This window comes from Sphingopyxis sp., from assembly GCF_016704835.1.
Classification (GTDB): Bacteria; Pseudomonadota; Alphaproteobacteria; order Sphingomonadales; family Sphingomonadaceae; genus Sphingopyxis.
Map to the genome: position 1 here is coordinate 287,206 of NZ_JADIZJ010000021.1, position 25,945 is coordinate 313,150.

A 25,945-nucleotide genomic window follows, 5' to 3' on the forward strand; every position below is an offset into this window, starting at 1 on the left:
CAACACGTCCGGCGCAAATATGGCGGCGTTGTCGGTCAGGCGCCGACGCGATAGGTCAGCACAAGCTGGCGGGCCGGGATGGTCGGGCCGAAATAATAGGAGACGCTGTGCGTCTTTCCATCGACCTGCCATTCCCACCGCATGCCGCCGTCATAAACGACACGGACGGGGCGCAGCCCCAGTTCCTTGCGCAGCCCCTTTTCGACCGCTTCGGCGATCTTGTCGCTGCTGCTGTCGTCAGCGCTCAACGCGGCGTCGAAGTCACATTGCGCAGCGGCGACGCGCGTCACGACGGTGCGGTCCGAGCGCCAGCGATCGTCGTCGGCGCGTTCATAGCCGAAAGCGCTCTTGGCGACGACATATTCGAAACGCTTTGGGTTCGGGAAAATCGACAGGCACAGCTGATCGAACTCAGCAACCGCCTGATGAAGTTCGGTCACACCGAGCCCGGGCGATGTTTCGAGCGCGCCGTGCGCGGGCGCGGCGCCAAGTGACGCTATGCCGGCGAGGATCGATGCGACGAGAAACTGCTTTTTCATATCAAACCTCTTCCATCACCGGTGGCATATTGTGCCCCAACAAGCGCAGCACGTCGGCCGCGCACTCCACCACATTGCTGCCGGGGCCATAGATGCCCTGAACCCCCGCATCGCGAAGATACTGATAATCCTGCGGCGGAATAACGCCGCCCGCAATCACCTTTATATCTCCACGCCCCGCCTCTTTCAGCTTGTGGATAAGTTCGGGGATAAGTGTCTTGTGCCCCGCCGCCAGGCTCGAGGCGCCGACGACGTCGACCCCGCTGTCGAGCGCCAGCACCACGGTCTCGTCGGGGGTCTGGAACAGCGGTCCCGACACGATGTCGAACCCCATGTCGCCGAAGGCCGACGCGATGACATTGGCGCCGCGGTCGTGGCCGTCCTGTCCCATCTTGGCGACGAGCAACTTGGGCTTGCGACCGAGCCGCCGGGTCACCGCCTCGACCCCGTCGAGCACCTGCGCCCAGCGGGCGTCGCCTTCATAGGGTGCGCCATAAACGCCCTTCACCGGCGTCGGCTGGGTGCCGTAACGGTCGAAGCTTTCCTCCATCGCCGACGAAATCTCGCCCAGCGTCGCGCGCGCGCGCGCTGCCTCGACCGCCAGCGCGAGTAGGTTGTTCTCAATGCTCGACTGGCCCGCGGCGCCATCGCGCAGTGCCGTCAGCGCCGCCTGACATGCCGCTTCGTCGCGCTCGGCCTTGGTCTTCCTGATCCGCGCAATCTGTCCCTCGCGCACCTTGGCGTTATCGACCTCGAGCGTTTCGAGCAGATCTTCGTCTTTTCTGCGATATTTGTTCACCCCGACGATCACATCGTCGCCGCGATCGACCCGCGCCTGCCGCGCCGCGGCCGCAGTCTCGATCATCGCCTTGGGCCAGCCCGCAGCGACCGCCTTCGCCATTCCGCCTTCGGACTGGACGCGGTCGATGATCTCCTGCGCCTTGTCGACCAGCTCCTGCGTCAGCGCCTCGACATAAAAGGAGCCGCCGAGCGGGTCGACGACCTTGGTCATCCCCGTCTCTTCCTGGATCACGATCTGTGTGTTGCGCGCGATGCGGGCGGAGAAGTCGGTGGGCAGCGCGATCGCCTCATCGAGCGCGTTGGTGTGGAGGCTCTGTGTCCCGCCCAGCATCGCCGCCATCGCTTCGATCGTCGTGCGCATGACGTTGTTGTACGGATCCTGTTCGGTGAGCGAGACCCCCGACGTCTGGCAGTGCGTGCGCAGCATCTTAGACCGCTCGTCCTGCGCGCCGAGCGTGGTCATCGCGCGGTGCCACAGCACCCGCGCCGCGCGCAGCTTGGCGATCTCCATGAAGAAATTCATGCCGATCGCGAAAAAGAAGCTCAGCCGCCCGGCGAACTTGTCGATGTCGAGCCCCGACGCGACGCCATATTTCACATATTCCATGCCGTCGGCGATGGTGAAGGCCAGTTCCTGCACCTGCGTCGCGCCGGCTTCCTGCATGTGATAGCCCGAGATCGAGATGCTGTTGAATTTCGGCATCTCGCGCGACGTGTAGCCAAAAATGTCGCTGATGATCCGCATCGAGGGTTCGGGCGGGTAGATATAGGTGTTGCGGACCATGAACTCCTTCAGGATGTCGTTCTGGATCGTCCCGTCGAGCTGCTTGCGATCGACCCCCTGCTCCTCGCCCGCGACAATGAAGAAGGCGAGGATCGGGATCACCGCGCCGTTCATCGTCATCGACACCGACATCTGGTCAAGCGGGATGCCGTCGAACAGGATCTTCATATCCTCGACGCTGTCGATCGCGACCCCTGCCTTGCCAACATCGCCGGTAACGCGCGGATGGTCGCTGTCATAACCGCGGTGCGTGGCGAGGTCGAAGGCGACCGACAGGCCTTTCTGTCCCGCGGCGAGGTTGCGGCGATAGAAGGCGTTTGATTCCTCGGCGGTCGAGAAACCCGCATATTGCCGGATCGTCCACGGCCGCCCGGCATACATCGACGCGCGCACACCGCGGGTGAACGGTGCGAAGCCGGGGAGGCCGGGGTCTTCGCGCACGTCCTCAGCCGTATAGAGCGGCTTGACGTCGATCCCCTCGGCGGTGTGCCAGGTCAGGTCCTTGCCTTTGACTTCCTTGTCAGCGGCGGCGGCCCATTGGTCGAGGGTGGGTTTGTCGGTCATATGCGATCTCAGCTTCTCTAAAATTCGTCATGCTGAACTTGTCTCAGCATCCATGGCCGGGCCTCTAATCGAGCGCTGCATAGAAGGACACGGCAGGCCATGGACCCTGAAACAATTTCAGGGTGACGAGAGTAAACAGGTCAATGCGCGCCCTTGGGCGTCTCCATTATCTCGGTCAGCACCCCGCCCATATCCTTGGGATGCACAAAGAAAATCAACGTCCCATGCGCCCCTATGCGCGGCTCGCCCAGCACGCGCTTGCCCAACGCCTCGAACGCGGCCTTGGCGACATGGATGTCAGGCACCTCGTAACATAGATGATGCTGCCCCCCCGCCGGGTTCTTCTCCAGGAACCCCGCGATCGAGGTGTTTCCGGGCAGCGGCTCGACCAGCTCGATCTGCGTGCCATTCAGCGCCCCCTCGGCACCCGGCGTATCGACAAAACACACCTTCACCCCCTGCTCGGGCAGGTCGAAAGGTTCATGGATCTTCGTCGCGCCCATCACGTCGCGGTAAAAGACGATGCTGTCGGCGATGGAAGGCGTCGCGACGCCGATGTGGTTGAGGCGGCCTAATTTCATAGAGCAGTACCTTCGAAGACTATTGATATGCGGGGTCGCAATGCCAATCTGCGCTGGTCGGAGATATTTCCTTCATTTTTGAGATCACCGAGTTCACCGAAAAGCGAGCAGATTTTTCAGGTGTCACCTCGAGGGCCTCAGGCCTGTATGTCAAAGTGAGCACTCTGGCACCTCACAGCGGAATATTGTCATGCTTCTTCCACGGGTTCTCCAGCTGCTTGTTCCGCAGCTTGCGCAGCCCCAGGGCGATCCGTTTCCGCGTGTTATGCGGGTGGATGACCTCATCGATATACCCACGCGACGCCGCAACGAACGGGTTCGCAAAACGGTCCTCATATTCCTTAGTGCGCTGCGCAATCTTTTCGGGGTCGCCGATGTCGCTGCGGAAGATGATCTCGACCGCGCCCTTCGCGCCCATTACGGCGATCTCGGCGGTCGGCCACGCATAGTTCAGATCGCCGCGCAGGTGCTTTGATGCCATCACGTCATAGGCGCCGCCATAGGCCTTGCGCGTGATCACCGTGATCTTCGGCACCGTCGCCTCGGCATAAGCGAACAGCAGCTTGGCGCCATGCTTGATGATGCCGTTAAATTCCTGCGCGGTGCCGGGCAGGAAGCCGGGGACGTCGACGAAGGTGATGATCGGGATCTCGAACGCATCGCAGAAGCGCACGAAACGCGCCGCCTTCTTCGAAGAGTTGATGTCGAGCACGCCGGCGAGCACCAAAGGCTGGTTCGCGACGATGCCGATCGTGCGGCCCTCGATGCGCCCGAAGCCGCAAATGATGTTGCCCGCATGCGCCGGCTGCACCTCGAAGAAATCGCCCTCGTCGACGGTCTTCCTGATCAGCTCGTGCATGTCGTACGGCTGGTTCGCGTTGGGCGGGATCAGCGTGTCGAGGCTCGGTTCGGCGCGATCATAGGGGTCGCTCGTCGGGCGCACCGGGACGCCGCTGCGGTTGTTTTCGGGCAGATAGTCAAAGAAATCGCGCGTTGCGAGGAGCGCCTCGATATCATTCTCGAACGCAATATCTGCGACCGAGCTCTTGGTCGTGTGGGTGATCGCGCCGCCGAGCTCTTCCTGCGTGACCACCTCGTTGGTCACGGTCTTGACCACATCGGGGCCGGTGACGAACATATAGCTGCTGTCTTTGACCATGAAGATGAAGTCGGTCATCGCCGGGCTGTAAACCGCGCCGCCCGCGCACGGCCCCATGATCAGGCTGATCTGCGGCACCACCCCCGACGCGAGCACGTTGCGCTGGAACACCTCGGCATAGCCGCCAAGCGATGCCACACCCTCCTGGATGCGCGCGCCGCCGCTGTCGTTCATCCCGATGATCGGCGCGCCGACCTTCATCGCATTGTCCATGACCTTCATGATCTTTTCGGCGTGACGCTCGGACAGCGCGCCGCCAAAAACCGTGAAATCCTGGCTGAAAACATAAACGAGACGCCCGTTGATCGTCCCCGATCCGGTCACCACGCCGTCGCCCGGGATCTTCTGGTCCTGCATGCCGAAATCGACGCAATTATGCTCGACATAGGTGTCGAGTTCTTCGAACGAGCCTTCGTCGAGCAGCACATTGACTCGCTCGCGCGCGGTCAGCTTGCCCTTGCTGTGCTGCGCATCGATGCGCTTTTGCCCGCCGCCCAAGACAGCGGCGGCGCGGCGGCGTTCCATTTCGGCGATATTGGCGGACATTCGGCTCTCCCAACGCACTTCAGAATATCGTCTGCCCGCTTCGAGCCGCGCAGGCAAATGCGAATTTGCAAAGTTGCAAAGTGCTAGTTTGCAGAATAAAGTGCCGCCGATGGTGCAAAACCGACTCTACGCCGGGCGGCAACTTCGCCAACTTCGGGACTCCCGCAACCTCCGTCAGTCGGACTTCGCGACAAAACTCGGGATCTCGGCCTCCTACCTCAGCCAGATCGAGCATGACGACCGGCCACTGACCCCTGTACTCCTCGACCGGCTGCAAAAGCTGTTTCCGCTCGAATGGGAGGAGGTCGCCGCCGACGCCGGTGATCGCCGCGCCGGAGCACTGCGCGAAGCCGCTGCCGACCCGCTCTTCGCTGCCGCGCCCCTGCCCCCCGAACAGCTCGAACGCGCGGCACTGCAACAGCCACAGCTCACCGACCAGTTTGTCGCGCTCCACGCCGCCTATCGCCGCGCGGGGCAGCGGCTCCAGATCATCGACGAGGCTCTGACCGGCGGCACCGCCGAGGGCAGCCGCCTGCCGTGGGAAGAGGTACGCGACTGGTTTCACGATGCGGGCAACTATGTCGATAGCATCGACCGCGCCGCCGAAACCCTGGCTGGGCAGTTGCGCGGCAAAGACCCTTCCCCAACCATCGAGACGATCGAACGACGGCTGCGCGACGCGCTCGGCATTTCGATCGTTTACACCCAGACGCAAAGTCTTCGCGATTTCGACGCGACGATGCGCCACCTGGTGATCGACCCGTCGCAGCCCGCCGAGAGCCGCCGGTTTCAGTTGGCGCACCAACTCGCAGCGTTAGCGCTGGCGCGCGAAATCGCGGCGGTGGTGGAGGCCAGTCCACTACGCACAGCCGCCGCGCGGCAATTGCTCCACGTCGGCCTCGCCAACTATGCTGCGGGCGCGGTGCTGATGCCCTACGCCCCCTTCCGCGCCAGCGCGCGCGCCGTGCGCCACGACATCGACCGGCTGCGGATGGACTATGGGGTCAGCTTCGAACAGGCGTGCCACCGCCTCTCGACCCTTCAGCGCCCCGGCGCACGCGGCATTCCGATGTTTTTCTGCCGCGTCGACATGGCGGGCAATATCACCAAGCGGCACAGCGCGACGCGCCTCCAATTTGCGCGCTTCGGCGGCGCCTGCCCGCTGTGGATCGTCCATGAAGCGGCGGCGATCCCCGACCGCATCCTGTTCCAGCTGGCCGAGACACCCGACGGGCTGCGCTATGTGTCGATGGCGAAGGGGTTGGTGAAGCCGTCGGGCAGCTACGCGCGCAGCCCTCGGCGCTACGCCGTCGCGCTCGGGTGCGAGGCGCAATATGCGGGGGATTTCGTCTATGCCGACGGGGTCGACGTCACCGCCCCACAGGCGGCGACGCGCATCGGCCTGTCGTGCCGCATCTGCCCGCGCGACGACTGCGACCAACGCGCTTTTCCGCCGAGCGATCGGCCGATCTTGGTCGATCCCGATCGGCGGGACGTCGTGCCGTATCGGATTGGCTAACCGTCGTCCCCGCGAAGGCGGGGGCAACGATCTTATTTCAGCAACACCAACTCTTCCGCCATGCTCGGGTGCAGCGCCACCGTCGCGTCGAAATCGGCCTTGGTCAGCCCGGCCTTCACCGCAACCGCTGCCGCCTGCAAAATCTCCGGCGCATCGGGGCCGATCATGTGCAGCCCGACCACCTGATCGGTCGCCTCATTGACCACCATCTTGTACAGCGCGCGCTCGTTGCGGCCCGCCAGAACATTCTTCATCGCGCGGAAATCGCTCGTGTACACACGCACCGTGCCCAGCTTGTTGCGCGCTTCGGCTTCGGTCATCCCGACCGCGCCGATCGGTGGGTGGCTGAACACCGCGCTCGGGACATTGGCATAGTCGACCACCGTCGGCTTGCCGCCGAAGACGCTGTCGGCAAAGGCCTGCCCTTCGCGGATCGCGACCGGGGTCAGCTGGATGCGGTTGGTGACGTCGCCGACGGCATAGATGCTGGGAACCGACGACTGGTTGGTCTCGTCGACCTTTATCGCGCCCTCTTTGTCGAGCTCGACGCCGACCTCTTCCAGCCCCAGCCCCTTGGTGTTCGGCACCCGGCCCGCCGCGACCAGCACGATGTCGGCATCGATCGGATCGCAATTGCCCAGATGGACGGTCAGCGAACCGTCCTCCTTCTTCTCGATCGACTCGAACGGCGCGTTGAAGCGGAATTCGATGCCCTTGGTCATCGAGATCTGCAGCAGCCGGTCGCGGATCTGCTCATCATACCCGCGCAGGATCGTGTCGCCGCGGTTGACGATCGTTACCTTGCTGCCGAATTCGTTGAAGATGCCAGCGAATTCGTTGGCGATATAGCCGCCGCCCGCGATCACGACGCGACCCGGCAACTTGTCGAGGTGGAACACCTCGTTCGAGGTAATCGCATGCTCGCTGCCCGGAAATTCGGGAACGAAAGGCCAGCCGCCGGTCGCGATCAGGATGCGCTCGGCGGTGATTTCCTCTCCATCGGCCATCCGCACCTTTTGCGGCCCGACGATCGTCGCGCGCGTTTTGAACAGCGTGACCTTGTGATTTTCGAGCGTCTGACCGTACAGTCCTTCGAGCCGGGTGACCTCGGCCAGCACATTGTCGCGCAGCCGGTCCCAGTCGAATTTGCAGTCGGGCACGTCCCATCCGAAATGGCGGGCGTCCTTCAGATCCTCGGCAAAATGCGCGCCATAAACGAGCAATTTCTTGGGCACGCAGCCACGAATGACGCAGGTGCCGCCGACGCGATGCTCTTCGGCCACCGCGACGCGCGCGCCATAGGACGCAGCCACGCGCGAGGCGCGAACGCCGCCCGACCCGGCGCCGATGACAAACAGGTCGAAGTCGAAATTGCTCATGTGGGAGACCCTTGAAATAGAATTGGCTGGCTTTCGCAGCCGGCGCCTATGTGGTTACGCGGTGCCGCGATGCCAATCGATTTTTGCCATCACAGACAGTGGCGCTGTCTCATTCGCCGAGCGCAGCCGCCATCAGCGCCTGCGTTGCCGGGTCGAAGTCGATCGTTCCCTCGGCCAGCCCCTTTGCCATGTCCTTGCCCAACTCGACGCCAAACTGGTCGAACGGATTGATCCCGAGCAGCACGGCATTGGCGAACACGCGATGTTCGTAAAAGGCGATCAGCGCGCCCAGCGCGTGCGGTGTCACCTGATCGAGCAGGATCGTCGTCGACGGACGGTCGCCCGGATAGTTGCGCGCGCCATCTTCACTCGCCCGTCCCGCCATCAGCGCCGCGCCCTGCGCGATGCAGTTGGCGACGAGCGTTTCGTGATGCGCGTCGTCGAGCAGATGGTCGGGCTCGCGCGCTACGACAAATTCGACCGGGACCAGATTGGTGCCCTGATGCAGCAGCTGGAACACGGCGTGCTGCGCGTCGGTGCCGACCCCACCCCAGGTGATCGCGGCGCTGTGGCGGCCTAGCGCCTCACCCGCCAGGGTCACCGACTTGCCGTTCGATTCCATTTCAAGCTGCTGCAAATAGCTCGGCAGGAGCCGCAGCCGCTCGTCATAGGCGAACACCGCGCGCGTCTGGCAGCCGAGCCGATTGGCGTAGAGTTGATCGGCGAAGGCGGCGAGCAGGCAGATATTGTCCGCACCGTTCGCGAGGCGGAAATGGCGATCCATCTCCGCTGCGCCCTCGAGCATATCCTCGAACGCATCCCAGCCGAGCGCCAGTGCGGCGGGAAAGCCAATCGACGACCACAAAGAATAGCGCCCGCCCACCGTCTCGTTGAACGGCAAGATTCGCGTTTCGTCGATGCCCCATTCAATTGCGCGATCGGGCATTGCGGTCAGCGCGATGAAGCGCCCGAGCGGATCGTCGACGCCAGCTTCGTCGAGCCATTGCAGCGCCGAATTGGCGTTCATCAGCGTTTCAGTGGTGGTGAAGGTCTTCGACGCGACCGCAACCAGCGTATGTTCGGGGCTGAACTTGGCAAACACCTCATCGAGCGCCGCGCCATCGACGTTCGACACCACAGCGACGTCATAGCGGTTGCTGTGACGACCCAGCGCATCGACGAGCAAGTCGGGGCCGAGTGCCGATCCGCCAATGCCGATGTGGAGCAGGTGGCGGATCTCGCCGAATGCACCCGCCTCGATCGCATCGATCATCATCCGCATCCGCTGATGCAGCGCCTGCGCGCGGTGGACCGAATCGGGGGCGCCGTCGCCGCGTTCGGCGCTATGCTCGGCGGCACGGTTCTCGGTCGGATTGGCGATGCCGCCTGAAAACAGCGTCTTGCGGCGCCCGTCGAAATCCTGCGCGGCGGCAAGGTCGGACAGGATCGCGACCGCAGCGTCATCCAGATGCGTCTTGGCAAAATCGAAGCGAATATCGGCAACGCTGCGCACCAGAGCCTGCAACCGCGCGTCGGGATCGGTGGCGATCAGGTCGGTCAGTTTATGCGGCTGCCAGTCTGCGAACGCGCGCCAGGCTTGATCGGCTGTCGTCATCGAAAATCCTCTAAAATCCGCTCGTGTCGAGCGAAGTCGAGACACCGCGAGGACATGTGCTGCCAAGGGGCATCTCGACTTCGCTCGATGCGAACGGGATTGACTGGCCTTTCCATACGTCCACGCCCCTCGCGACACCAGCGCCATCCGCCGATATTTGCTTGACGTGGTAACCTATTCATCGCCAATGCCGCGGCATGACCGAAGCCAGCATTACCGTCGATAACGGGCCAGCCAGCCAGCCCGCCCCGTCCGCGCCGACCCCCGCACCGGTATCGGCAAAGGAAGAGGCGGTCGACACCGTCCGCTTCCTCGCGTTGCTCGCGATCGCGGTGCTGGTTTTCCGCAGCTTTTTCCTGTCGCCGTTCAACATTCCCTCGGAATCGATGCAGCCCAGGCTGCTGATCGGCGACTATCTGCTCGTCAATAAGATGGCCTACGGATATTCGAAGTACAGCCTGCCGTTCAGCGTGCCGCTGATCCCGGGCCGCCTGTTCGCGCGCACCCCCGAGCGCGGCGACGTCGCAGTGTTCAAGGCGCCGCCGGTTGCCGACAATGATTATATCAAGCGCGTCATCGGCCTGCCGGGCGACAGCGTGCAGGTGAAGGACGGCATCGTGTGGCTGAACGGCAAGCCGCTGAAGCGCGAGCCGATCGCCGATTTTGTTATTCCGGTGACCCCGAACATGGTCGACGCATCGCGCGCAATGGGAAGCTTGCCCTGCTACTCGATGGAGTTTGAGGAAGTCGCGCCCGACGGTCAGCGCCAATGCCGCTACAAGCAGTTCCGCGAGACGCTGCCGAGCGGCAAAAGCTACAATATCCTCGATATAACCACGATTGCCGAGGACAACACGGATCTGGTCGTCGTTCCCGAAGGCCATTTGTTCATGATGGGCGACAACCGCGACCGCAGTGCCGACAGCCGTTTTCCTGCGATGGAAAATCAGGGCATCGGCCTGGTGCCCGAAGAGAACCTCGTCGGCAAAGCGCTCGTCGGCATGTTCTCGACCGACGGATCGGCGAGCTGGATCAACCCGATCAGCTGGTTCACCGCGGCGCGCTGGAGCCGCATCGGGGATGGTTTTTGACCGATAAGCTGGACACCGGGGCGCTCGCCGAAATCCTCGGCAGCACCCCGGACGATCTGGCCCTTTACGAACTGGCGCTGACCCATGGCAGCACCGGGCGCGCCGATTACCAGCGGCTCGAGTTTTTGGGCGACCGCGTGCTTGGCCTGGTCATCGCATCCGAACTTTACGCGCGCTATCCGACCGCGAGCGAGGGCGAGATGTCGTCGCGGCTGCATGTGCTGGCATCCGGCGCGACTTGCGCGGCGATTGCGCAGCGGCTGAACCTCACCGACCTGATCCGTTTCGGCGCGCAGGCGCGCAACGATGGCGGGCGCTATAGCGACAATATCGCGGCCGATGCGATCGAGGCGCTGATCGGCGCGCTTTATCTCGATCAGGGCATCGACGCCGCCCGCGCCTTCATCCTCGCCCATTGGGGCGACATGGTCGACGGACAGGTAGAAGCACCCAAACATCCCAAAGCGGCGCTGCAGGAATGGGCGCTCGCGCGCAAACGCCGCCCCCCCGAATATGAAATCGTCGCCCGCGAAGGCCCCGACCACTCACCGCGCTTCCGCGTTGCCGTCAGCGTCGGCAAGCTTGCACGCGCAGAGGCCGAAGGCACCAGCAAACAGGCGGCCGAAAAGGCCGCAGCGGCAGCCCTGCTCGCCGAACTCGAAGGACTTAAAGAATGACCCACCGCTGCGGATTTGTCGCCGTCGTCGGCGCGCCCAACGCGGGCAAATCGACCATCGTCAACGCGCTGGTCGGCCAGAAGGTCGCAATTGTCAGCCCCAAGGCGCAAACGACGCGCACCCGGCTGATGGGGGTCGCGATGGATGGCGAGACGCAGATCATATTGATCGACACGCCGGGCATCTTTGCCCCCACCCGTCGGCTCGACCGCGCCATGGTCGCTGCGGCGTGGAACAGCCTCGACCAGGCCGAGGCGATCCTGGTGATGATCGATGCTGCGGCAAAACTCGGCGAACGCGCCGAGCGCGTGCTGCAGGGGATCGAAGGGCGGCCCGAAAAGAAGTTCCTCGTGCTCAACAAGGTCGACCTGACCCGGAAGGACAAGCTGCTGACGACCGCGACGACGCTCAACGAGCGCGTCGCGTTCGATGAAACCTTCTTCATCTCGGCAAGCACGGGCGACGGCGTTCCCGAACTGAAAGCGACGCTGTCGGCGCTGATGCCCGAGGGGCATTGGCATTTCCCCGAAGACGAGGTGAGCGACGCGCCCGAACGCATGCTCGCCGCCGAAATCACCCGCGAACAGCTCTATCGCCAGCTCCATGAGGAACTGCCCTATCAATCAACCGTCGAGACCGAGAAATTCACGACGCGCAAGGACGGCAGCGCGGAAATCCATCAGCAGATCCTCGTCGCCCGCGACAACCAGCGCGCGATCATCCTTGGCCACAAGGGCGAACGCATCAAGGAGATCGGCAGCAAGTCGCGCGCCGAACTGACCGAACTGCTGGGGCGGACGGTTCACCTGTTTCTGCATGTGAAGGTCAAAGCGAACTGGGACGAGGATCGCAGCGTCTATCGCGACATGGGGCTTGATTGGGTGGATTGAGCGGCAAACCGTGGCACGTCCGGCATCCATCATAAACTTCGAGCGCAGTTTCTGGGCTTCCATGCTGCTCGGCGTCGGAAGTTTGGCGCTTCATTGGCCAACGATCATCGCCTCGCTGAGAAGCGATCCGGCTACCGCACCGATGGTCGGGTCGGCGGCAATCTTCGTCGGCATCGCACTGGGATTTGGCTTCGCAATATCGATCCTTCTCTGGTATTTCGTTGCCCGAAAGGCGAGCAATATCGCCAAATGGATCTATGTAGCGGTCATGGGATTTGGCGCCGTCTCGACGCTTACGTCACTCAACGATCCGAGGTCGCCGACAGGGCTTGCGCTCGCAATTTCGCTTGTCAGCACTACGCTGACGGCGCTTTCGATCTTTTTCTTGTTCCGACCCGACGCCCGCGCCTGGTTCGGAAAAGACTCGGTCGATCCTCGAACCTTCGACTAGGCAGCCTAAACCCGCCGACAATCATTCGGCGCTGGGTTGCCGTCAAAGCGTGACGTGATCCAACCGATCGTTTCCTGCGCACTTTCGCGCGCGCTGTTGCCATGGTCGCCGGTCATATCGATCCAGCGGACACCCGTCCCGCGCCGACAAACCGCCTTGGCGAACTTGCGCGTCACCGAGGACGCGACGATCGTGTCGTTGCCACTCTGCGCGATCAGCAGCGGCCCCGGCACCCGCGCCGCATCGACGCTGTTGGCGCGCGCGAAGCTGCCAAACGGCTCGATCTTCGCGATATCCTTGTTCTTCGTCGCGCGGACGATGGTCAGGATGCCAAGGATCGTGCCGAGCTTGGGCTTCTTGTCGAGACTGACGCAATTATTCTGCGCCAGCCGCGTAATGATTCCCTGGTTCGTGCGGTTGGCGACGCCATCCATCGAAAAGCCGTAGAGCGTCGACCAGCTATGCAGCGCGAAGGAGAGCAGCAGTGCACGCGCATTCTTGTCGCTACCGTCGCGCAAATTTGCGGCGAGGTCGGTAGGCGGTGCTGCGGCTGCCGTCGCCACGAGAGTCAGGTCGGGGGCGTAGGAGCGCGCCGACATCGCGGTCCACAGCGCGGCATGACCGCCCTGCGATTCGCCCCAAACGGCAAAACTACTGCCCGCTGCAGCGCCGGGAATTTCGCGCGCCGCGCGCACGCCGTCGAGCACCGCCTGTCCGGTGTCGGCGCCGACAAGGAATGGGTGCATCGTCGGGTTGGCGAGGCCGATATAGTCGGGCGCGACGACAACATAACCGCGGCTGACCGCGTCGATCCCGGCGGTCGCCGCAAAGAAATTCGGGCTGAGCGACGGGGCGCATTTTTCTGCGACACCCCACGCGCCGTGGGTCCAGGCGATGACGCGGCGCGGGCGCGGCGGAATGGCCTCCATCGGCGCGGCAACGATGCCGGTGACCGCGAAACGCGCACCGCTCCCGTTCGTCGTCCAATATTGTACGCGCCACGCCTGCACGCCGGGAGGCGTCTCTGGCATCGGCTGAGCGGAGATCAGATACCGGGGTGGCTGCGCCGCGGCCGGCACGGTGAGCACCGACAGGATGGCGATCAAAACGGCTGCGTAGAAGTGGCGCATCGACGGTCTCCCCGATGCGTCACCCTAACACGGCTTCGCGGCGTCGCAAAACGCCGCGGATGAACGCTATTCGGCGGCGGCCTTCTTCTTCGCTGGCGCCTTTTTCTTGGCGGGCGCTTTCTTGGCGGCAGCTTTCTTGGGCGCTGCCTTCTTCTTTCCCTTCGCCGGACCCTTTGCTGCGCGCGCATCGATCAACGCAATCGCCTCCTCCAGCGACAGCGTCGCCGGATCGCTGCTCTTGGGCAAGGTGGCGTTGGTCGTGCCGTCGGTCACATAGGGACCAAAACGTCCTTCCATCAGCTTCATCTCGCCGCCGCTCGTCGGGTGCGGTCCGAAGGTGTTGAGCGGTTCGGCCTTGGTGCGCCCGCGCCCGCCGCCGGCTGCCGCTTCGGCGATCCGGACGACTGCGGCGTTCATGCCGATGTCAAAGATTTCGGCGGTGCCCGTGAGCTTCGCATATTTGCCGTCGTGGAGCAGGTACGGGCCGTAACGTCCCAGCCCAGCCATGATGACCTTGCCGCTTTCCGGATGCGTCCCGACCTCACGCGGCAGGCTGAGCAACCGCAGCGCATAGTCGAGATCGAAATCCTCCCCCGGGATATCTTTCGGGATCGACGAGCGTTTTGCCTCCTTGCCATCGCCGAGCTGGATGTAGGGGCCAAAGCGCCCACTGCGCTTGGTGACTTCCAGTCCGCTGTCGGGATCGTTGCCCATCGTTTCCGGCCCGGTATCGGCGCCGTCGCTGCCGCCCGGCTGCGCGAATTTGCGCGTGAATTTGCAGTCGGGATAATTGCTGCACGCGATGAACGGCCCGAACTTCCCGCCGCGCAGCGCCAGCTTGCCGGTGCCGCAATTGGGGCAGATGCGCGGGTCGGTGCCGTCGCCCTTGTCGGGGAAGAGATAGGGGCCGAGGAATATGTCGAGTTCCGCCGTGATCTCAGAGGGCTTTTGCTCCATGACTTCACCGGTACGCGGCTTGAAATCGCGCCAGAAGCGTTCGAGGACCGCCTGCCACTGCGCACGGCCGCCCGACACATCGTCGAGCTCTTCTTCCAGACCGGCAGTGTAGTCATATTGCACATAGCCGGTGAAGAAGCGTTCGAGGAAGGCGGTGAGCAACCGTCCGCTCTCTTCGGGAATGAAGCGGTTCTTCTCCACCATCACATAGGCACGGTCCTTGAGCACCTGGAGGATCGAAGCATAGGTTGACGGACGCCCAATGCCGAGCTCCTCCATCTTTTTGACGAGGCTCGCTTCCGAATAACGCGGCGGCGGCTGGGTCTCGTGCTTCTCGACTTCGACGCCGGTCTTGGCCGGCGCATCGCCCTTGGCCGTCGCGGGCAACAGACGTGCGTCCTCATCCTCGCTGTCGTCGCGGCCTTCGTCATAGAGCGCAAGGAAACCGGGGAATTTGATCACCTGTCCGGTGGCGCGCAGCATCGTCTTGCCGGTGCCGTCGGTCAGGTCGATGCTGGTGCGTTCGAGCCGTGCCGAGGCCATCTGGCTCGCCATCGCGCGCTTCCAGATTAGCTCGTAGAGCCGCGCATGGTCGCCTCCGCCAACCTTATCCTTCGAAAAATCGGTCGGACGGATCGCCTCATGCGCTTCCTGCGCATTCTTTGCCTTGGTCTGATACTGGCGCGGCTGGTCGGGGACATAGCCGCCGTCGTATCGCGTCGCGATCGCCTTGCGCGCCGCGCTGATCGCGCTGCCGTCCATCTGGACGCCGTCGGTCCGCATATAGGTGATTGCGCCGTCCTCATACAGCCCCTGCGCAATCCGCATCGTGTGACTGGCCGAGAAGCCAAGCTTGCGCGCGGCTTCCTGTTGCAAGGTCGACGTCGTGAACGGCGGCGGCGGGTTGCGCGTCAGCGGCTTGGTCTCGACCAGATCGACGGTGAAATGGCCCGCCTTCACATCGGCTTCGGCAGCGCGCGCATCGGCTTCGTTGGTGATCGTCAGCCGCTCGATCTTGTCGCCGCGCCAGCGCGCGAGGCGCGCCTTGAACGGCGTTCCCGACATTTCGAACAGCCCGGTGATCGACCAATATTGCTGCGCAACAAAGGCTTCGATCTCGCGCTCGCGTTCAACGATCATGCGCAGCGTCACCGACTGGACGCGCCCCGCTGATTTGGCGCCAGGCAGCTTGCGCCACAGCACCGGGGACAACGTGAAGCCGACGAGATAATCGAGCGCTCGGCGAGCGCGATAAGCGTCGATCAGATCTTCGTCGAGCGCGCGCGGACTGGCCATCGCGGTCAGCACCGCATCCTTGGTGATCGCGTTGAACGTCACTCGGTCGACCGTGGCCGGTAGCGCCTTTTTGCTGCGCAGCAATTCCTGCACATGCCAGCTGATCGCTTCACCCTCGCGATCAGGGTCAGTCGCGAGGATCAGTCGATCGGCGCCCTTGGCGGCGTCCTGAATTTCCTTCATGCGCTTGGCCTTGTCCGGATACAGCAACCACTGCATGGCAAAGCCGTCGTCGGGATCGACCGATCCGTCCTTGGGCGGCAGGTCGCGGACATGGCCATAGCTGGCCAGCACCTTGAAATCGCGTCCCAGATATTTCTCGATCGTCTTCGCCTTTGCGGGCGATTCCACAATTACCAACTGCATGAAAAACCTTAGTCCTTGCTGTCCCTTACGTACGTACGCGTGAGGGTGGCGTCGCCGTGCGCCGCGTCAACCGAAAATTTCCTGCAAGGCCGGAGCGGGTTGCTCGATGTTCAGCAACAGGCTCACCGCTGCCAGATAGCCGCCCACAATCCCCGCGGCCGCGACAAGGTTGGTCGCGGCCAACCATCCAAACCCATATTCGACCGCCAGCGCGGGAGCCACCTCCCCGACGACCAGCGGCGCAACAGACAGCGCCGCGAGAATCAATCCGACGCCCAGCGCGGCGGGCCAGTGCGCCGCCAGCATATCCCAACTCCGCTGCATCGCAGCCCGGCGCCCACTGCCGTAACGCACCAGAAGCGCGCTCGCGAGGTACCACCGCGCGAATACATAGAGCCCAGGCAGGATGACGAGGACGATTCCCAGCAAGATCCCAAGTCCGATCAAAACGCCCTGCAAATACACGCTCAACGAATTGCCAACCAAGAGGGCGGGCGCAATGCCGACCTGTTTAAAAGCTTCGCGGGTAATCCACACCTGAACAAATGTGATCAGAATGCCGTAGATGATCAGGACGAGGTTGCCCACGTCACCCATCCGGTCAAAAGCAACGTCCGAAGCAATCCCCGCTACCGCGGTTGCCAGCCAGCCGACCAACACGGTGCCCGGCATGGCCGCCGCCATGTCCCAGCTTCGTCGGAGGGTCGGAACCAGTAGGCTCGCATCAAATTGCATGGACCGAAACTCCCCTCGCCCAAATGCGCGCGAGGGTGGCGGGCGTCCAGTCCCTCCGTCAAGAAGTTTCGGAGCGCCCGACCGCCGCCCGATCAGCGCAGCGCGCCGAGCCGTCCGATCAGCATCGTACTGGCCAGGCTCGCCGCCTTCGCTGCGCCCTCTTCATAAGCGCCCGGCTTGGCGGTAAAGGCAAATTTGCGCGTTTTGCCAAAGCCCAGCCCGCCAAAGCCCGCCGCTGCGGCGAGACCGCCGGCGACGTTGGCGGTCGATTGCAGCGCCTTGTCGGCGCCGCTCGACGCGTCAGCCTTGTCGATGAATTCGCCTTCGACCGCGACCGGCGCCTTGACCGTAATCACCGACTGCTTGCCGGTCGGCGCGATCAACGTGATCCGCGAATAGTCGGCGGTCACCGACAGCCCGCTGTTGACCTGGATGCCGCCAAAGCTGAAGGCGCCCGGGCGCTTCTGTTCCGAAAAGTCGATCAGATAAACGACATCGATCACCCCAACGCCCGCCGCCTTTGCATATTGCGACAATGCCCCGCTCGCCTGTCCCGCCGCCATGTTCATGCCCATGCTGCTCATCCCCGATCCCAGGAAATCGCCGGGAATCATCAACAGCGACGGAAGCGCTGACGGCTTGTAATAGGTCGCCTTGCCCTTGCTGCCCTTTTCAAGCGCGATGTTGATGTCGAGCGGAACATCCTGCGACTTGGTCTTTGCCAGCGCCGCATGGCTGAACAGATCGGCAGCGGGCTGCACCGCGTAACCGCTGGCGGCCAGCTGCGCCACGAAATCGGCATAGGCGGCGTCGGTCACCGCCTGCATCATTTCGGGTGTCACCCCGACGAGTTCGCTCTTCGCCTTGGTCGTTCCGCCGAACGCGCCCATCAGGCCGCCCGATGCCTTGGTTTGATCGGTCGATTCAAAGATAAAGCCGACGTTGAACGCGCCTACGGTAACGGACGTCACGCCCTTCGCATTGGCCGGACCCGCAATTTTGACCGGTTCTTGGTCCTTGGCGGCGATGACGACGGGCTGGGCAAGCATCGCGATCACCGCGATGGCCGACAGCAGTTTTTTCATGAAATGGTCCTCCGACCCCGCAAACCGATGTCCGGCAGCGGAGCTCCCCCGAAGCAACCCACGCCCCCGCATCGGTCAGATGCGGGGCCAAGTCAATCTCGGATCAATTCTGCCATTGGAAGTCGGCGGGCAGGATGCATTTGCCCGCGTCATATCTGCCGACGCTGCGGATGATTTCCTGATCCTCGGGTTCGATGCGGCGGCCGCTGATCTGGGTGTCGATCACGCGGCGCACCAGCGCGTCGAGCTTGGTCACCAGATAGCAATCGACCGCTGGCGCGGCGTGCGGATTGCCCACCCCGCTGTCATCGGTCAGGAACAGGTACCGCGACTGGGTCGCCGCCGCCATCGCGCGCATCGCATATTCGGCCTTGTCGGCGACACCCGAGGCGGCGACCGGGGTAATGTGGATCCGCTTGGCGCGCGCCGCTTCGGCGGCTTGCCAGGTGCGTCCAAACAGCTGGTCGTGTGGCGGCGCGTCGGCGACGAGCAACAGCGATTTGACCGCATCGGGACGCCAATCCTGCCCGACCGCACGGATCATCGCCTGGTCCATCGCCTCGGGATAGTCACCGCCACCATTGGCATTCTGTCGCGCCAGCGCCCCCTGCACGCGCCCGACATCGCGATCGAAGACAACCGTGCGGGTGACATATTCATCGCCCAAGTCGCGGTAAAAGACGAAGCCGATGCGGATGTCGAGTTGGCGGTGTTTCGCGGTGATCGACGCGATGATCGAGCGCAGCTCCGACTGCAGATAGCTGATCTCGTCGCCCATGCTTCCAGTGGTATCAACGACCAGCATCAGGTCGAGTTTCGTCACTTTCGTCGCCGCCTGATTGGCGGTCAGGCCGACCAGCTGGCCGCCCGCCGCGTTGGCGACGAGGACCGGGCGCGCGTCGGCAATCGTCTGCCCCGCCTTGCGCGCTGAAACCGTGATCCGTTCGCTCAGCCGGTCGAGGCCGGGGAAGAACACAACATTGCCGTCGGCCTGCGTTGCCATGGTGATGCTGTTGCCATCGCTGCACGTGACGGTGACGTCGGCGAACGGGATCGGCTGACCGCTGCGGTCGGCGACTTTCACCGTCAAGACGCGCGTCGTGTCGACGCGCGGCAGGTTGCGCACCTCCTGCCCCAAATCGCCGCTGCGGTTCACATAGGCGGCATAAAGTTCGGGGTTGAGCAAATCGTCATGCTCGCCCGCGGTCAGGATGCCCGACTGCGGTAGCGGCTGTGGGCGCGGATAGGGGCGCGGCGGCGGCACGCGCGAATCTGTGGTCGATCCGGTTACGGGAGGCGCGGAGGCGGGCAAGCCGCTGGTCATATCCGACCCGATGACAGTTACCGGACTGGCCGACTCCAGCATGGGTCTCGCGCTTCGCGAGCCCGTAACGGCGATAGCCGCTTCATCCACTCCGCCGTCATAGTCGGGGGACGGTGGCGCCATTGGAGGAGAGAGGTGGAGGTGGAGGTGGAGGAGGAGGTGGTGGTGGAGGAGGAGGAGAGAAGGAGGCTCGGACGCCATGCTGTCCGAGCGATCGCGTTTGCTGCCGCCCTCGGCCTTGATCGCTCCGTCCAACTGCTGTTGCTGTGGGTGAACTTCGGGATCGAGCCGCGGCAGCGGATCGGCGTTGCGGCAAAAGCCCTGGCCCGTAACCGACCTTGCCTGCGCCGTCGAAATGGGCATCGGCCCGGGTGCGGCCGCCAGTACCGCGACCATCGTCACGCTCGTCATCAATCGGCTTCGCATCATCCCACTCCCCGCGATGTAACACAATATCATCAAACTGAAGCTCGACCGCTGAACCGTGGCTGAACCGCGATGAATGGTTATGTCTTTGCCAGCTGGTGCGCGGTGCGCGGGCTCACACCAGTGAGTTTTGGCCCCTGCGTGCCGTTCTACCCGCCCCGCCAGTTCGAGTTCGAGCAGCACAGGGCACCATGGCCGCGGGCTGTCGCGATTGTCCCACCAGTTCTTCGATAGCCACCGGAGTGGGACCGAGCATGTCGATTACGCGCCTCCGGTCGCCGTCACCCACTTCGCTATCGACCGCCGCCGCATAACCACGCACCAGTTCGCGCACATGCCGAGTATCAATCGGATCCCCCGGCTCGATCACGTCATCGACAGTCTGGATCAACGTAGCACCCTCAAGGTTCAACAGATTGCAGCCTTGGGGGAGCGGGTCGAGTGGCGATCCTGCGACCGCTATCTCCTCGCTCCCCCAGTCTCCTGCCCGCCGCGCCGTGATCAACGATCCAGAGTTTGGTGCCGCTTCGATCACCACCGTGCCATGCGCCAACCCGGCGATGATGCGGTTACGCGAGGCGAAGTGACGCGCCAGCCGCTCGCTGCCCGGCGGCTGTTCTGCGATCAGCAACTGTCGGTCGCGATTTTTCCGGCAGCGCGGCATTTTCGGGCGGAAAGACGATGTCGATGCCGCTCGCGATCACCCCGACCGTCGATCCGCCCAGCAGGCCGCTATGCGCCGCGGTGTCGACACCGCGTACCAGGCCGCTGAATACCGTGACATCGCGTGCCACCAGGTCGGCGGCAAGCTGGCGTGCAAACCGACACGCGTTCGCGGAGGCCTTGCGTGCACCGACGACCGCCACGCACGGGCGCCGCAGCATCGCGCTATCCCCGCGCCCCGTAACCACCGGCGGTGCGCCCTCGACCGCGCGCAGCATTGGCGAATAGTCGGCTTAGTCGCTGAAGATATGCCGCGCGCCGAGCTCGCCGGCGCGGGCAAGCTCACGCTCGGCGACCTCGATTGGCGCAACCTGGACCGTCCCGGCGCCGCCGCGCAGCACCAGGTCGGGGAGCGCGTCGAGCGCCGCCTCGCCCGATCCCAACCGCTGCATCAGCTGGTGCCGGCTGACCGGGCCGACAGGCGGCGTGCGGATCAACGCAACCGCGCCAGCCGCTCGGCGTGGGTCATGCGGGCTCCTTCTTGCCGCCAATCCGCGGTTCGTTCCCGGCGCGTAGCCGCGCGATATTCTCACGGTGCCGCCACAGCACGATCACTGCGAGTCCGGCGAGACCGATCGCATAGACCGGATAGCCCAGCGCCAGCGCCGCAATCGGCGCCGCGACCGCGCCGAGCATGCCGCCCAGCGACGAAATCCGCAGGAACAGTACGGCGCCGATCCACACCACAGCAAAGATCAGCCCGATCGGCCAGGCGAGCGCCAGCGCAAGGCCGAGCAGCGTGGCAACCCCCTTGCCGCCGCGAAACTTCAACCATACTGGATAACAATGGCCGATCATCGCCGCGGCGCCTGCAATCATCGCGCCCTGATCGCCCAGTTCAGGCACAAATTGCCGCGCCAGCACCACCGCCACCGCGCCTTTCGCGCCGTCGAGGATCAGCGTCGCCGCCGCCAGCCCCTTGCGGCCAGTGCGCAGCACATTGGTAGCGCCGATATTGCCCGACCCGATCTGGCGCAGGTCGCCGGCGCCGAACAGGCGTGTCAGGATTACGCCAAAGGGGATCGAGCCGAGCAAATAACCCATGGCGATCAGCGATAAAGTCGTCATTCCGATCCTTGCTCCGTTCGCAGCGAGTGTGGCGAAGTTGGCGGGCGCAATCAACGGATTCGCGCATGTTGATTGTCAAAACGGATACGACCGTCGTTCGCGTGGAGACGGAGCCCACCATCGTCCCATGTCTCACCTGCGGTTGAAGCCCTCTTGCCGCCCCTGCCTGCGCGGGGGCGACGAGATGCAATTGAGCGTCGCCCTCCCCCCTGCTACGCCCCGGCCATGCACGCTCCGACCGCCGACGCCCCTATCCTGTTCTTCGACTCCGGCCTTGGCGGCCTCACCGTGCTCGGTCCGACCCGCGCGCGGTTGCCGACCGCGCCGATCGTCTACGCCGCCGACTATGCCGGCCTGCCTTATGGCCAGAAAAGCGAGGCTGAACTCGCGGCGCGCGTCCCCGCGCTGCTCGGCCGTCTCGTTGAACGCTACCAGCCGCGGCTCGCGGTCATTGCCTGCAACACCGCCTCGACGATCGCGCTCGCCCACGTTCGCGCCGCTCTTGACCTGCCGATCGTCGGCACCGTTCCCGCGATCAAGCCCGCCGCGGCACTCACCAAAAGCGGGGTCATCGGCGTGCTCGGTACCGAAGCGACCGTGCGCCAGCCCTATGTCGACGACCTCAGCGCGCGCTTTGCGAGCGGCAAGACCGTGCTGCGTCACGGCAGCCCCGGCCTCGTCACCGGCGCCGAGGCCAAACTGCGCGGCGAGCAGCTCGACCCCGCTGTCATCGCGCGCGCCATCGCCGGCCTGCGCGATCAACCGGGCGGCGATGCGATCGACGTTATCGTCCTTGCCTGCACCCATTTCCCTTTGCTGGCCGACGAATTGCAGGCTGCGGCTGGTCCGGGCGTGCTCTTGATCGACGGCGCCGACGGCATTGCGCGGCGGATCGCCGACCTGACGCAAGGCCAGCCATGGCCCACCACCGCAACCCCCGGCCTCGCGGTGTTCACTCGCAGCGCCGACCGACCGCCACCGCCGCTCGCGGCACTAGCGCCCTACGGCATCAACCGGATCGAAACGACCTAATCCGGGCTCCCGCACCGCACGCGCTCAACCACGCGCGATCCTGCGCTTTCCGGACCCTCCTGTGTTAGCAAGCGCACCTTTGGAAACCCCGCCGCTCGAACGGGGTTGGTGCAACCGAACCCGTCTCCATTCGATGCGACGTGGAGGCGACCACCGCAAACACACGGGCTTTTGTCGGACGGGCCCCAACCTGCATTTGCAGCGCCGGGCGACGCCCAGGCCGCGCACCGAGTGCCGGTCCCCGAACACGGATCGCCGCATGTCCATCGCAACCGCATGTTCGAGTTTCATGTTAGCTGCTTACGGTCAACATACCGGTGCAATTGATCACACTGAACGACGCAATGACTTGCGAATCGTTCGCACTGGATTTCAACCCAATTCACCTTTATTGGCCCGCCTGTTATTAGTCGCCCTGAACGAGCGGCAAAAATGCCTGGATTTGGCACCTGGACTGCGGGGCTGGAACGTGAATTATAACGATATCTTCGCTCGCGCGATCGACCGGCTGCACGAAGAGGGGCGCTATCGCGTCTTTATCGACATCCTGCGCAACCGCGGTTCGTTTCCCAACGCCCGCTGTTTTGCCGGTCACAACGGCCCGAAACCAATCACCGTCTGGTGCTCAAACGACTATCTCGCGATGGGCCAGCACCCCAAGGTCGTCGAAGCGATGGAATCGGCGTTGCACGACGTGGGCGCCGGATCTGGCGGCACCCGCAACATCGGCGGCAACACCCATTATCACATCGACCTCGAGCATGAGCTTGCCGACCTGCACGGCAAGGACGGTGCGCTGCTCTTCACCTCGGGCTATATCTCGAACGAGGCGACGCTCGGCACCCTCGGCAAATTGCTGCCCAACTGCATCATCTATTCGGACGAGCTCAACCACGCCTCGATGATCGCGGGCATCCGCAACTCTGGCTGCGAAAAACGCGTATGGCGCAACAACGACCTCGCCCATCTCGAAGAATTGATGGCGGAGGATGATCCCGAAGCCGCCAAGCTGATCGCGTTCGAAAGCGTTTATTCGATGGACGGCGATGTCGCCCCGATCCACGCGATCTGCGACCTGGCCGACAAATATAATGCCCTGACCTATTGCGACGAAGTCCATGCGGTCGGCATGTACGGTCCGCGCGGCGGCGGCATCACCGACCGCGACGAAGCCGCCGACCGGGTGACAATCATCGAGGGGACGCTGGGCAAGGCGTTCGGCGTGATGGGCGGCTATATCGCTGCCGACAAGAATATCATCGATGTGATCCGCAGCTATGCGCCGGGATTTATCTTCACCACCAGCCTGTCGCCGGTGCTCGTCGCCGGGGTGCTCGCCAGCGTCCGCCACCTGAAAAGCTCGAGCGTCGAGCGCGAGGCACAGCAAGCCAACGCCGCCTATCTCAAGGCATGTTTCCGCGACGCCGGTCTGCCGGTGATGGATTCAACGACGCACATCGTGCCGCTGATGGTCGGCGACCCGGTGCGCGCGAAAAAGATCAGCGACATTCTGCTCGCCGAATATGGCGTCTATGTGCAGCCAATCAATTTCCCGACCGTGCCGCGCGGCACCGAACGGCTGCGCTTCACTCCCGGCCCGGCGCATGACGAGGCGATGATGCGCGAACTGACGAGCGCGCTGGTCGAAATCTGGGGCCGGTTGGAGCTGGAACTGCGCGAGGCTGCGTGAACCAAGCAATCGGTTTTGACGATGTCGTGCTGGGGCGCCGCTCGATCCGCGGCTTCCTCGACAAGCCTGTCCCCAAGAAACTGATCGCCGAGATCGTCGAGGTCGCGATGCGCGCGCCCTCGTCCTACAATAATCAGTGCTGGAATTTCTCGGTCGTCACCGGCAAACCGCTCGATGCGATCCGCCGCGGCAACACTGACGGCATTTTGGCGGGCAAACCCGACAGCCGCGAATTTCGGACTTTCAACGTCGTCCCCGACGAACATCGCGGTCGCCAGATCGAGGTTGCCAAGCAATTGTTCGGCGCGATGGGCATCGAGCGCGACGACAAGGACGGGCGGCAGGACTGGGTACTGCGCGGCTTTCGCCAGTTCGACGCGCCGGTCAGCGTCGTCGTGACCTATGACCGCGTCCTGCTCGGCAGCGATATCGCGCCCTTCGATTGCGGCGCTGTCACCAACGCTCTGGTCAACGCCGCCTGGTCGCGCGGGCTGGGCTGCGTCATCAATAGCCAGGGCATCATGCAAAGCCCGGTGGTGCGCGAGCATGCGAAGATTCCTGACGATCAGGTGATCATGATCTGCGTCGCGCTGGGTTGGCCCGATGAAGACTTCCCCGCCAATGCGGTGGTGTCGAACCGCAAGAGCGTCGCCGATGCCGCGCGATTCGTGGGCTTCGACGACTGATCGGGAAATTCGCTCGGCCGCTATCCAAGCTGTCATCGACCTTTTGTTGGCAAAACAGCTCGACCAGGGGCTGCGACACCACCGCTGGCCAACGCTCGGATGCCTCGCGGTTTTTGCCATCATTTTCGGCTTGGCCGTTGGCTACGCCGCTCGCGAGTTCATTTAGGTCTTGGTATAATCGACCCGGCAATGCGGCCCGTCCCGGGAGGGAAGTGGACGGACCGCACCTGTTACCGGACGAAGGGGTTAGCCCGGCAGCAATACGCTATCGACAACGTGGATCACGCCGTTCGACTGCTTGACATCAGCGATGGTGATCTGCGCCTGACCGCCCTTGGCGTCGGTGACATACCATTTGCCATCCTTGCCCCACACGGTCAGCTTGGCGCCCTGAACCGTCGTCAGAACGGCCTTGCCGCCATTGGCCTGCGCATTGGCGGCCAGATCGGCGGCAGTCAGCGTGCCGGGTACGACATGATAGGTGAGCACGGCGGTCAGCGTGCCCTTGTTCTCGGGCTTCAGCAGCGTATCGACGGTGCCGGCGGGCAGCTTGCCGAACGCGGCGTTGGTCGGTGCGAACACGGTGAACGGGCCGGGGCTGGCGAGCGTGTCGACCAGGCCGGCGGCCTTCACCGCGGCGACCAGCGTCGTGTGATCCTTTGAATTGACGGCATTTTCGACGATGTTCTTGGTTTCGTACATCGCGGCACCGCCGACCATCGGGTTAGCGAGGGCGACGCCGCCCCCGGCAACCATCATCAAAACAGCGAGCGACGCGGAGAGTTTGGAAAGTTTCATGATACAATCCTCTGGTTTCTGGCACCCCGGAAA

At 63.8% G+C, this 25,945-nt stretch carries 21 protein-coding genes and 1 pseudogene; 8 read left to right on the forward strand and 14 right to left on the reverse strand.

Translation table 11 applies throughout. From position 1 onward, the window contains the following. Positions 1-35 precede the first annotated feature (35 nt). The 4 genes from IPF76_RS16455 to IPF76_RS16470 all read right to left on the reverse strand — a co-directional run bounded on the left by IPF76_RS16455 (position 36) and on the right by IPF76_RS16470 (position 4,974). Positions 36-539 carry a hypothetical protein gene (locus tag IPF76_RS16455; protein ID WP_293846263.1) on the reverse strand — a complete coding sequence of 168 codons (504 nt, stop codon included), beginning with the start codon at positions 537-539 and terminating at the stop codon, positions 36-38. 1 nt (position 540) lies between these two features. Continuing rightward, entirely contained in the window at positions 541-2,688 is a 2,148-nt protein-coding gene (scpA, locus tag IPF76_RS16460) for a methylmalonyl-CoA mutase (protein ID WP_293846265.1), read from the reverse strand. 140 nt (positions 2,689-2,828) lie between these two features. Further along, complete coding sequence (mce, locus tag IPF76_RS16465) at positions 2,829-3,269, reverse strand: methylmalonyl-CoA epimerase (protein ID WP_293846267.1); 441 nt, start codon at positions 3,267-3,269, stop codon at positions 2,829-2,831. Between the two features lie 172 nt (positions 3,270-3,441). Then, complete coding sequence (locus IPF76_RS16470; protein ID WP_293846269.1) at positions 3,442-4,974, reverse strand: acyl-CoA carboxylase subunit beta; 1,533 nt, start codon at positions 4,972-4,974, stop codon at positions 3,442-3,444. A 109-nt stretch (positions 4,975-5,083) separates the two neighbouring features. On the opposite strand from IPF76_RS16470, the gene IPF76_RS16475 reads away from it, so the two are divergent. After that, positions 5,084-6,493, forward strand: a complete 1,410-nt coding sequence (locus IPF76_RS16475) for a helix-turn-helix transcriptional regulator (protein ID WP_293846271.1) — start codon at positions 5,084-5,086, stop codon at positions 6,491-6,493. 32 nt (positions 6,494-6,525) lie between these two features. Here IPF76_RS16475 and gor read toward each other — a convergent pair whose 3' ends face one another. After that, positions 6,526-7,872 (reverse strand): glutathione-disulfide reductase, encoded by a 1,347-nt coding sequence (gor, locus tag IPF76_RS16480; RefSeq protein WP_293846273.1) that lies wholly within the window; start codon positions 7,870-7,872, stop codon positions 6,526-6,528. 109 nt (positions 7,873-7,981) lie between these two features. Beyond that, entirely contained in the window at positions 7,982-9,487 is a 1,506-nt protein-coding gene (gene pgi, locus IPF76_RS16485; RefSeq protein WP_293846275.1) for a glucose-6-phosphate isomerase, read from the reverse strand. 197 nt (positions 9,488-9,684) lie between these two features. On the opposite strand from pgi, the gene lepB reads away from it, so the two are divergent. The 4 genes from lepB to IPF76_RS16505 are packed head-to-tail and all read left to right on the forward strand — an operon-like array spanning position 9,685 to position 12,596. After that, the gene (gene lepB, locus IPF76_RS16490) at positions 9,685-10,578 is read left to right on the forward strand and encodes a signal peptidase I (protein WP_293846277.1); all 894 of its coding nucleotides are present in this window, start codon (positions 9,685-9,687) and stop codon (positions 10,576-10,578) included. Then, positions 10,575-11,255 carry a ribonuclease III gene (rnc, locus tag IPF76_RS16495; protein ID WP_293846279.1) on the forward strand — a complete coding sequence of 227 codons (681 nt, stop codon included), beginning with the start codon at positions 10,575-10,577 and terminating at the stop codon, positions 11,253-11,255. The genes lepB and rnc overlap by 4 nt, the downstream gene beginning before the upstream one ends. Further along, the gene (gene era / locus IPF76_RS16500; protein WP_293846281.1) at positions 11,252-12,145 is read left to right on the forward strand and encodes a GTPase Era; all 894 of its coding nucleotides are present in this window, start codon (positions 11,252-11,254) and stop codon (positions 12,143-12,145) included. Before rnc ends, era begins: the two co-directional genes overlap by 4 nt. A gap of 10 nt (positions 12,146-12,155) precedes the next feature. After that, on the forward strand, positions 12,156-12,596 hold the full coding sequence (locus tag IPF76_RS16505) for a hypothetical protein (protein ID WP_293846283.1): 441 nt from the start codon (positions 12,156-12,158) through the stop codon (positions 12,594-12,596). A gap of 5 nt (positions 12,597-12,601) precedes the next feature. Here the strand turns inward: IPF76_RS16505 and IPF76_RS16510 are convergent, their stop codons facing one another. The 7 genes and pseudogenes from IPF76_RS16510 to plsY all read right to left on the reverse strand — a co-directional run bounded on the left by IPF76_RS16510 (position 12,602) and on the right by plsY (position 21,706). Further along, positions 12,602-13,726 carry a lipase family protein gene (locus tag IPF76_RS16510; RefSeq protein ID WP_293846285.1) on the reverse strand — a complete coding sequence of 375 codons (1,125 nt, stop codon included), beginning with the start codon at positions 13,724-13,726 and terminating at the stop codon, positions 12,602-12,604. Between the two features lie 66 nt (positions 13,727-13,792). Continuing rightward, positions 13,793-16,345, reverse strand: a complete 2,553-nt coding sequence (topA, locus tag IPF76_RS16515; protein WP_293846287.1) for a type I DNA topoisomerase — start codon at positions 16,343-16,345, stop codon at positions 13,793-13,795. Between the two features lie 66 nt (positions 16,346-16,411). Continuing rightward, on the reverse strand, positions 16,412-17,029 hold the full coding sequence (locus IPF76_RS16520; protein WP_293846289.1) for a hypothetical protein: 618 nt from the start codon (positions 17,027-17,029) through the stop codon (positions 16,412-16,414). Between the two features lie 143 nt (positions 17,030-17,172). Beyond that, positions 17,173-18,165, reverse strand: a complete 993-nt coding sequence (locus IPF76_RS16525; RefSeq protein WP_293846291.1) for a hypothetical protein — start codon at positions 18,163-18,165, stop codon at positions 17,173-17,175. Positions 18,166-18,268: 103 nt separating this feature from the next. Then, positions 18,269-19,918, reverse strand: coding sequence for a vWA domain-containing protein (locus tag IPF76_RS16530; RefSeq protein WP_293847384.1), 1,650 nt, complete (start codon positions 19,916-19,918; stop codon positions 18,269-18,271). 126 nt (positions 19,919-20,044) lie between these two features. After that, positions 20,045-21,129, reverse strand: a pseudogene (locus IPF76_RS16535) (DNA-processing protein DprA); the annotation flags it as partial. Then, positions 21,104-21,706, reverse strand: coding sequence for a glycerol-3-phosphate 1-O-acyltransferase PlsY (gene plsY, locus IPF76_RS16540; RefSeq protein ID WP_293846293.1), 603 nt, complete (start codon positions 21,704-21,706; stop codon positions 21,104-21,106). The pseudogene IPF76_RS16535 and the gene plsY, both read right to left, overlap by 26 nt. A gap of 225 nt (positions 21,707-21,931) precedes the next feature. Between plsY and murI the strand changes: the two genes are divergently transcribed. The 3 genes from murI (at position 21,932) to IPF76_RS16555 (ending at position 25,114) form a co-directional block, all read left to right on the forward strand. After that, positions 21,932-22,738, forward strand: coding sequence for a glutamate racemase (murI, locus tag IPF76_RS16545; protein WP_293846295.1), 807 nt, complete (start codon positions 21,932-21,934; stop codon positions 22,736-22,738). 469 nt (positions 22,739-23,207) lie between these two features. After that, on the forward strand, positions 23,208-24,428 hold the full coding sequence (gene hemA / locus IPF76_RS16550) for a 5-aminolevulinate synthase (protein WP_293846297.1): 1,221 nt from the start codon (positions 23,208-23,210) through the stop codon (positions 24,426-24,428). Continuing rightward, on the forward strand, positions 24,425-25,114 hold the full coding sequence (locus IPF76_RS16555; protein WP_293846299.1) for a nitroreductase: 690 nt from the start codon (positions 24,425-24,427) through the stop codon (positions 25,112-25,114). Before hemA ends, IPF76_RS16555 begins: the two co-directional genes overlap by 4 nt. A 246-nt stretch (positions 25,115-25,360) precedes the next feature. On the opposite strand, the gene IPF76_RS16560 is transcribed toward IPF76_RS16555, so the two are convergent. Further along, positions 25,361-25,912 (reverse strand): fasciclin domain-containing protein, encoded by a 552-nt coding sequence (locus IPF76_RS16560; protein ID WP_293846301.1) that lies wholly within the window; start codon positions 25,910-25,912, stop codon positions 25,361-25,363. Positions 25,913-25,945: the final 33 nt, after the last annotated feature.

What these genes read in the sequence shown, in the direction of transcription:
- IPF76_RS16520 (WP_293846289.1), bottom strand. Translation starts at nt 17,029, where the DNA reads ATGGCGGCGGCCATGCCGGGCACCGTGTTGGTCGGCTGGCTGGCAACC.
- IPF76_RS16455 (WP_293846263.1), bottom strand. Translation starts at nt 539, where the DNA reads ATGAAAAAGCAGTTTCTCGTCGCATCGATCCTCGCCGGCATAGCGTCA.
- lepB (WP_293846277.1), top strand. Translation starts at nt 9,685, where the DNA reads ATGACCGAAGCCAGCATTACCGTCGATAACGGGCCAGCCAGCCAGCCC.
- gor (WP_293846273.1), bottom strand. Translation starts at nt 7,872, where the DNA reads ATGAGCAATTTCGACTTCGACCTGTTTGTCATCGGCGCCGGGTCGGGC.
- IPF76_RS16525 (WP_293846291.1), bottom strand. Translation starts at nt 18,165, where the DNA reads ATGAAAAAACTGCTGTCGGCCATCGCGGTGATCGCGATGCTTGCCCAG.
- era (WP_293846281.1), top strand. Translation starts at nt 11,252, where the DNA reads ATGACCCACCGCTGCGGATTTGTCGCCGTCGTCGGCGCGCCCAACGCG.
- IPF76_RS16470 (WP_293846269.1), bottom strand. Translation starts at nt 4,974, where the DNA reads ATGTCCGCCAATATCGCCGAAATGGAACGCCGCCGCGCCGCCGCTGTC.
- IPF76_RS16560 (WP_293846301.1), bottom strand. Translation starts at nt 25,912, where the DNA reads ATGAAACTTTCCAAACTCTCCGCGTCGCTCGCTGTTTTGATGATGGTT.
- pgi (WP_293846275.1), bottom strand. Translation starts at nt 9,487, where the DNA reads ATGACGACAGCCGATCAAGCCTGGCGCGCGTTCGCAGACTGGCAGCCG.
- IPF76_RS16510 (WP_293846285.1), bottom strand. Translation starts at nt 13,726, where the DNA reads ATGCGCCACTTCTACGCAGCCGTTTTGATCGCCATCCTGTCGGTGCTC.
- topA (WP_293846287.1), bottom strand. Translation starts at nt 16,345, where the DNA reads ATGCAGTTGGTAATTGTGGAATCGCCCGCAAAGGCGAAGACGATCGAG.
- mce (WP_293846267.1), bottom strand. Translation starts at nt 3,269, where the DNA reads ATGAAATTAGGCCGCCTCAACCACATCGGCGTCGCGACGCCTTCCATC.
- IPF76_RS16475 (WP_293846271.1), top strand. Translation starts at nt 5,084, where the DNA reads ATGGTGCAAAACCGACTCTACGCCGGGCGGCAACTTCGCCAACTTCGG.
- plsY (WP_293846293.1), bottom strand. Translation starts at nt 21,706, where the DNA reads ATGACGACTTTATCGCTGATCGCCATGGGTTATTTGCTCGGCTCGATC.
- scpA (WP_293846265.1), bottom strand. Translation starts at nt 2,688, where the DNA reads ATGACCGACAAACCCACCCTCGACCAATGGGCCGCCGCCGCTGACAAG.
- IPF76_RS16530 (WP_293847384.1), bottom strand. Translation starts at nt 19,918, where the DNA reads ATGATGCGAAGCCGATTGATGACGAGCGTGACGATGGTCGCGGTACTG.
- murI (WP_293846295.1), top strand. Translation starts at nt 21,932, where the DNA reads ATGCACGCTCCGACCGCCGACGCCCCTATCCTGTTCTTCGACTCCGGC.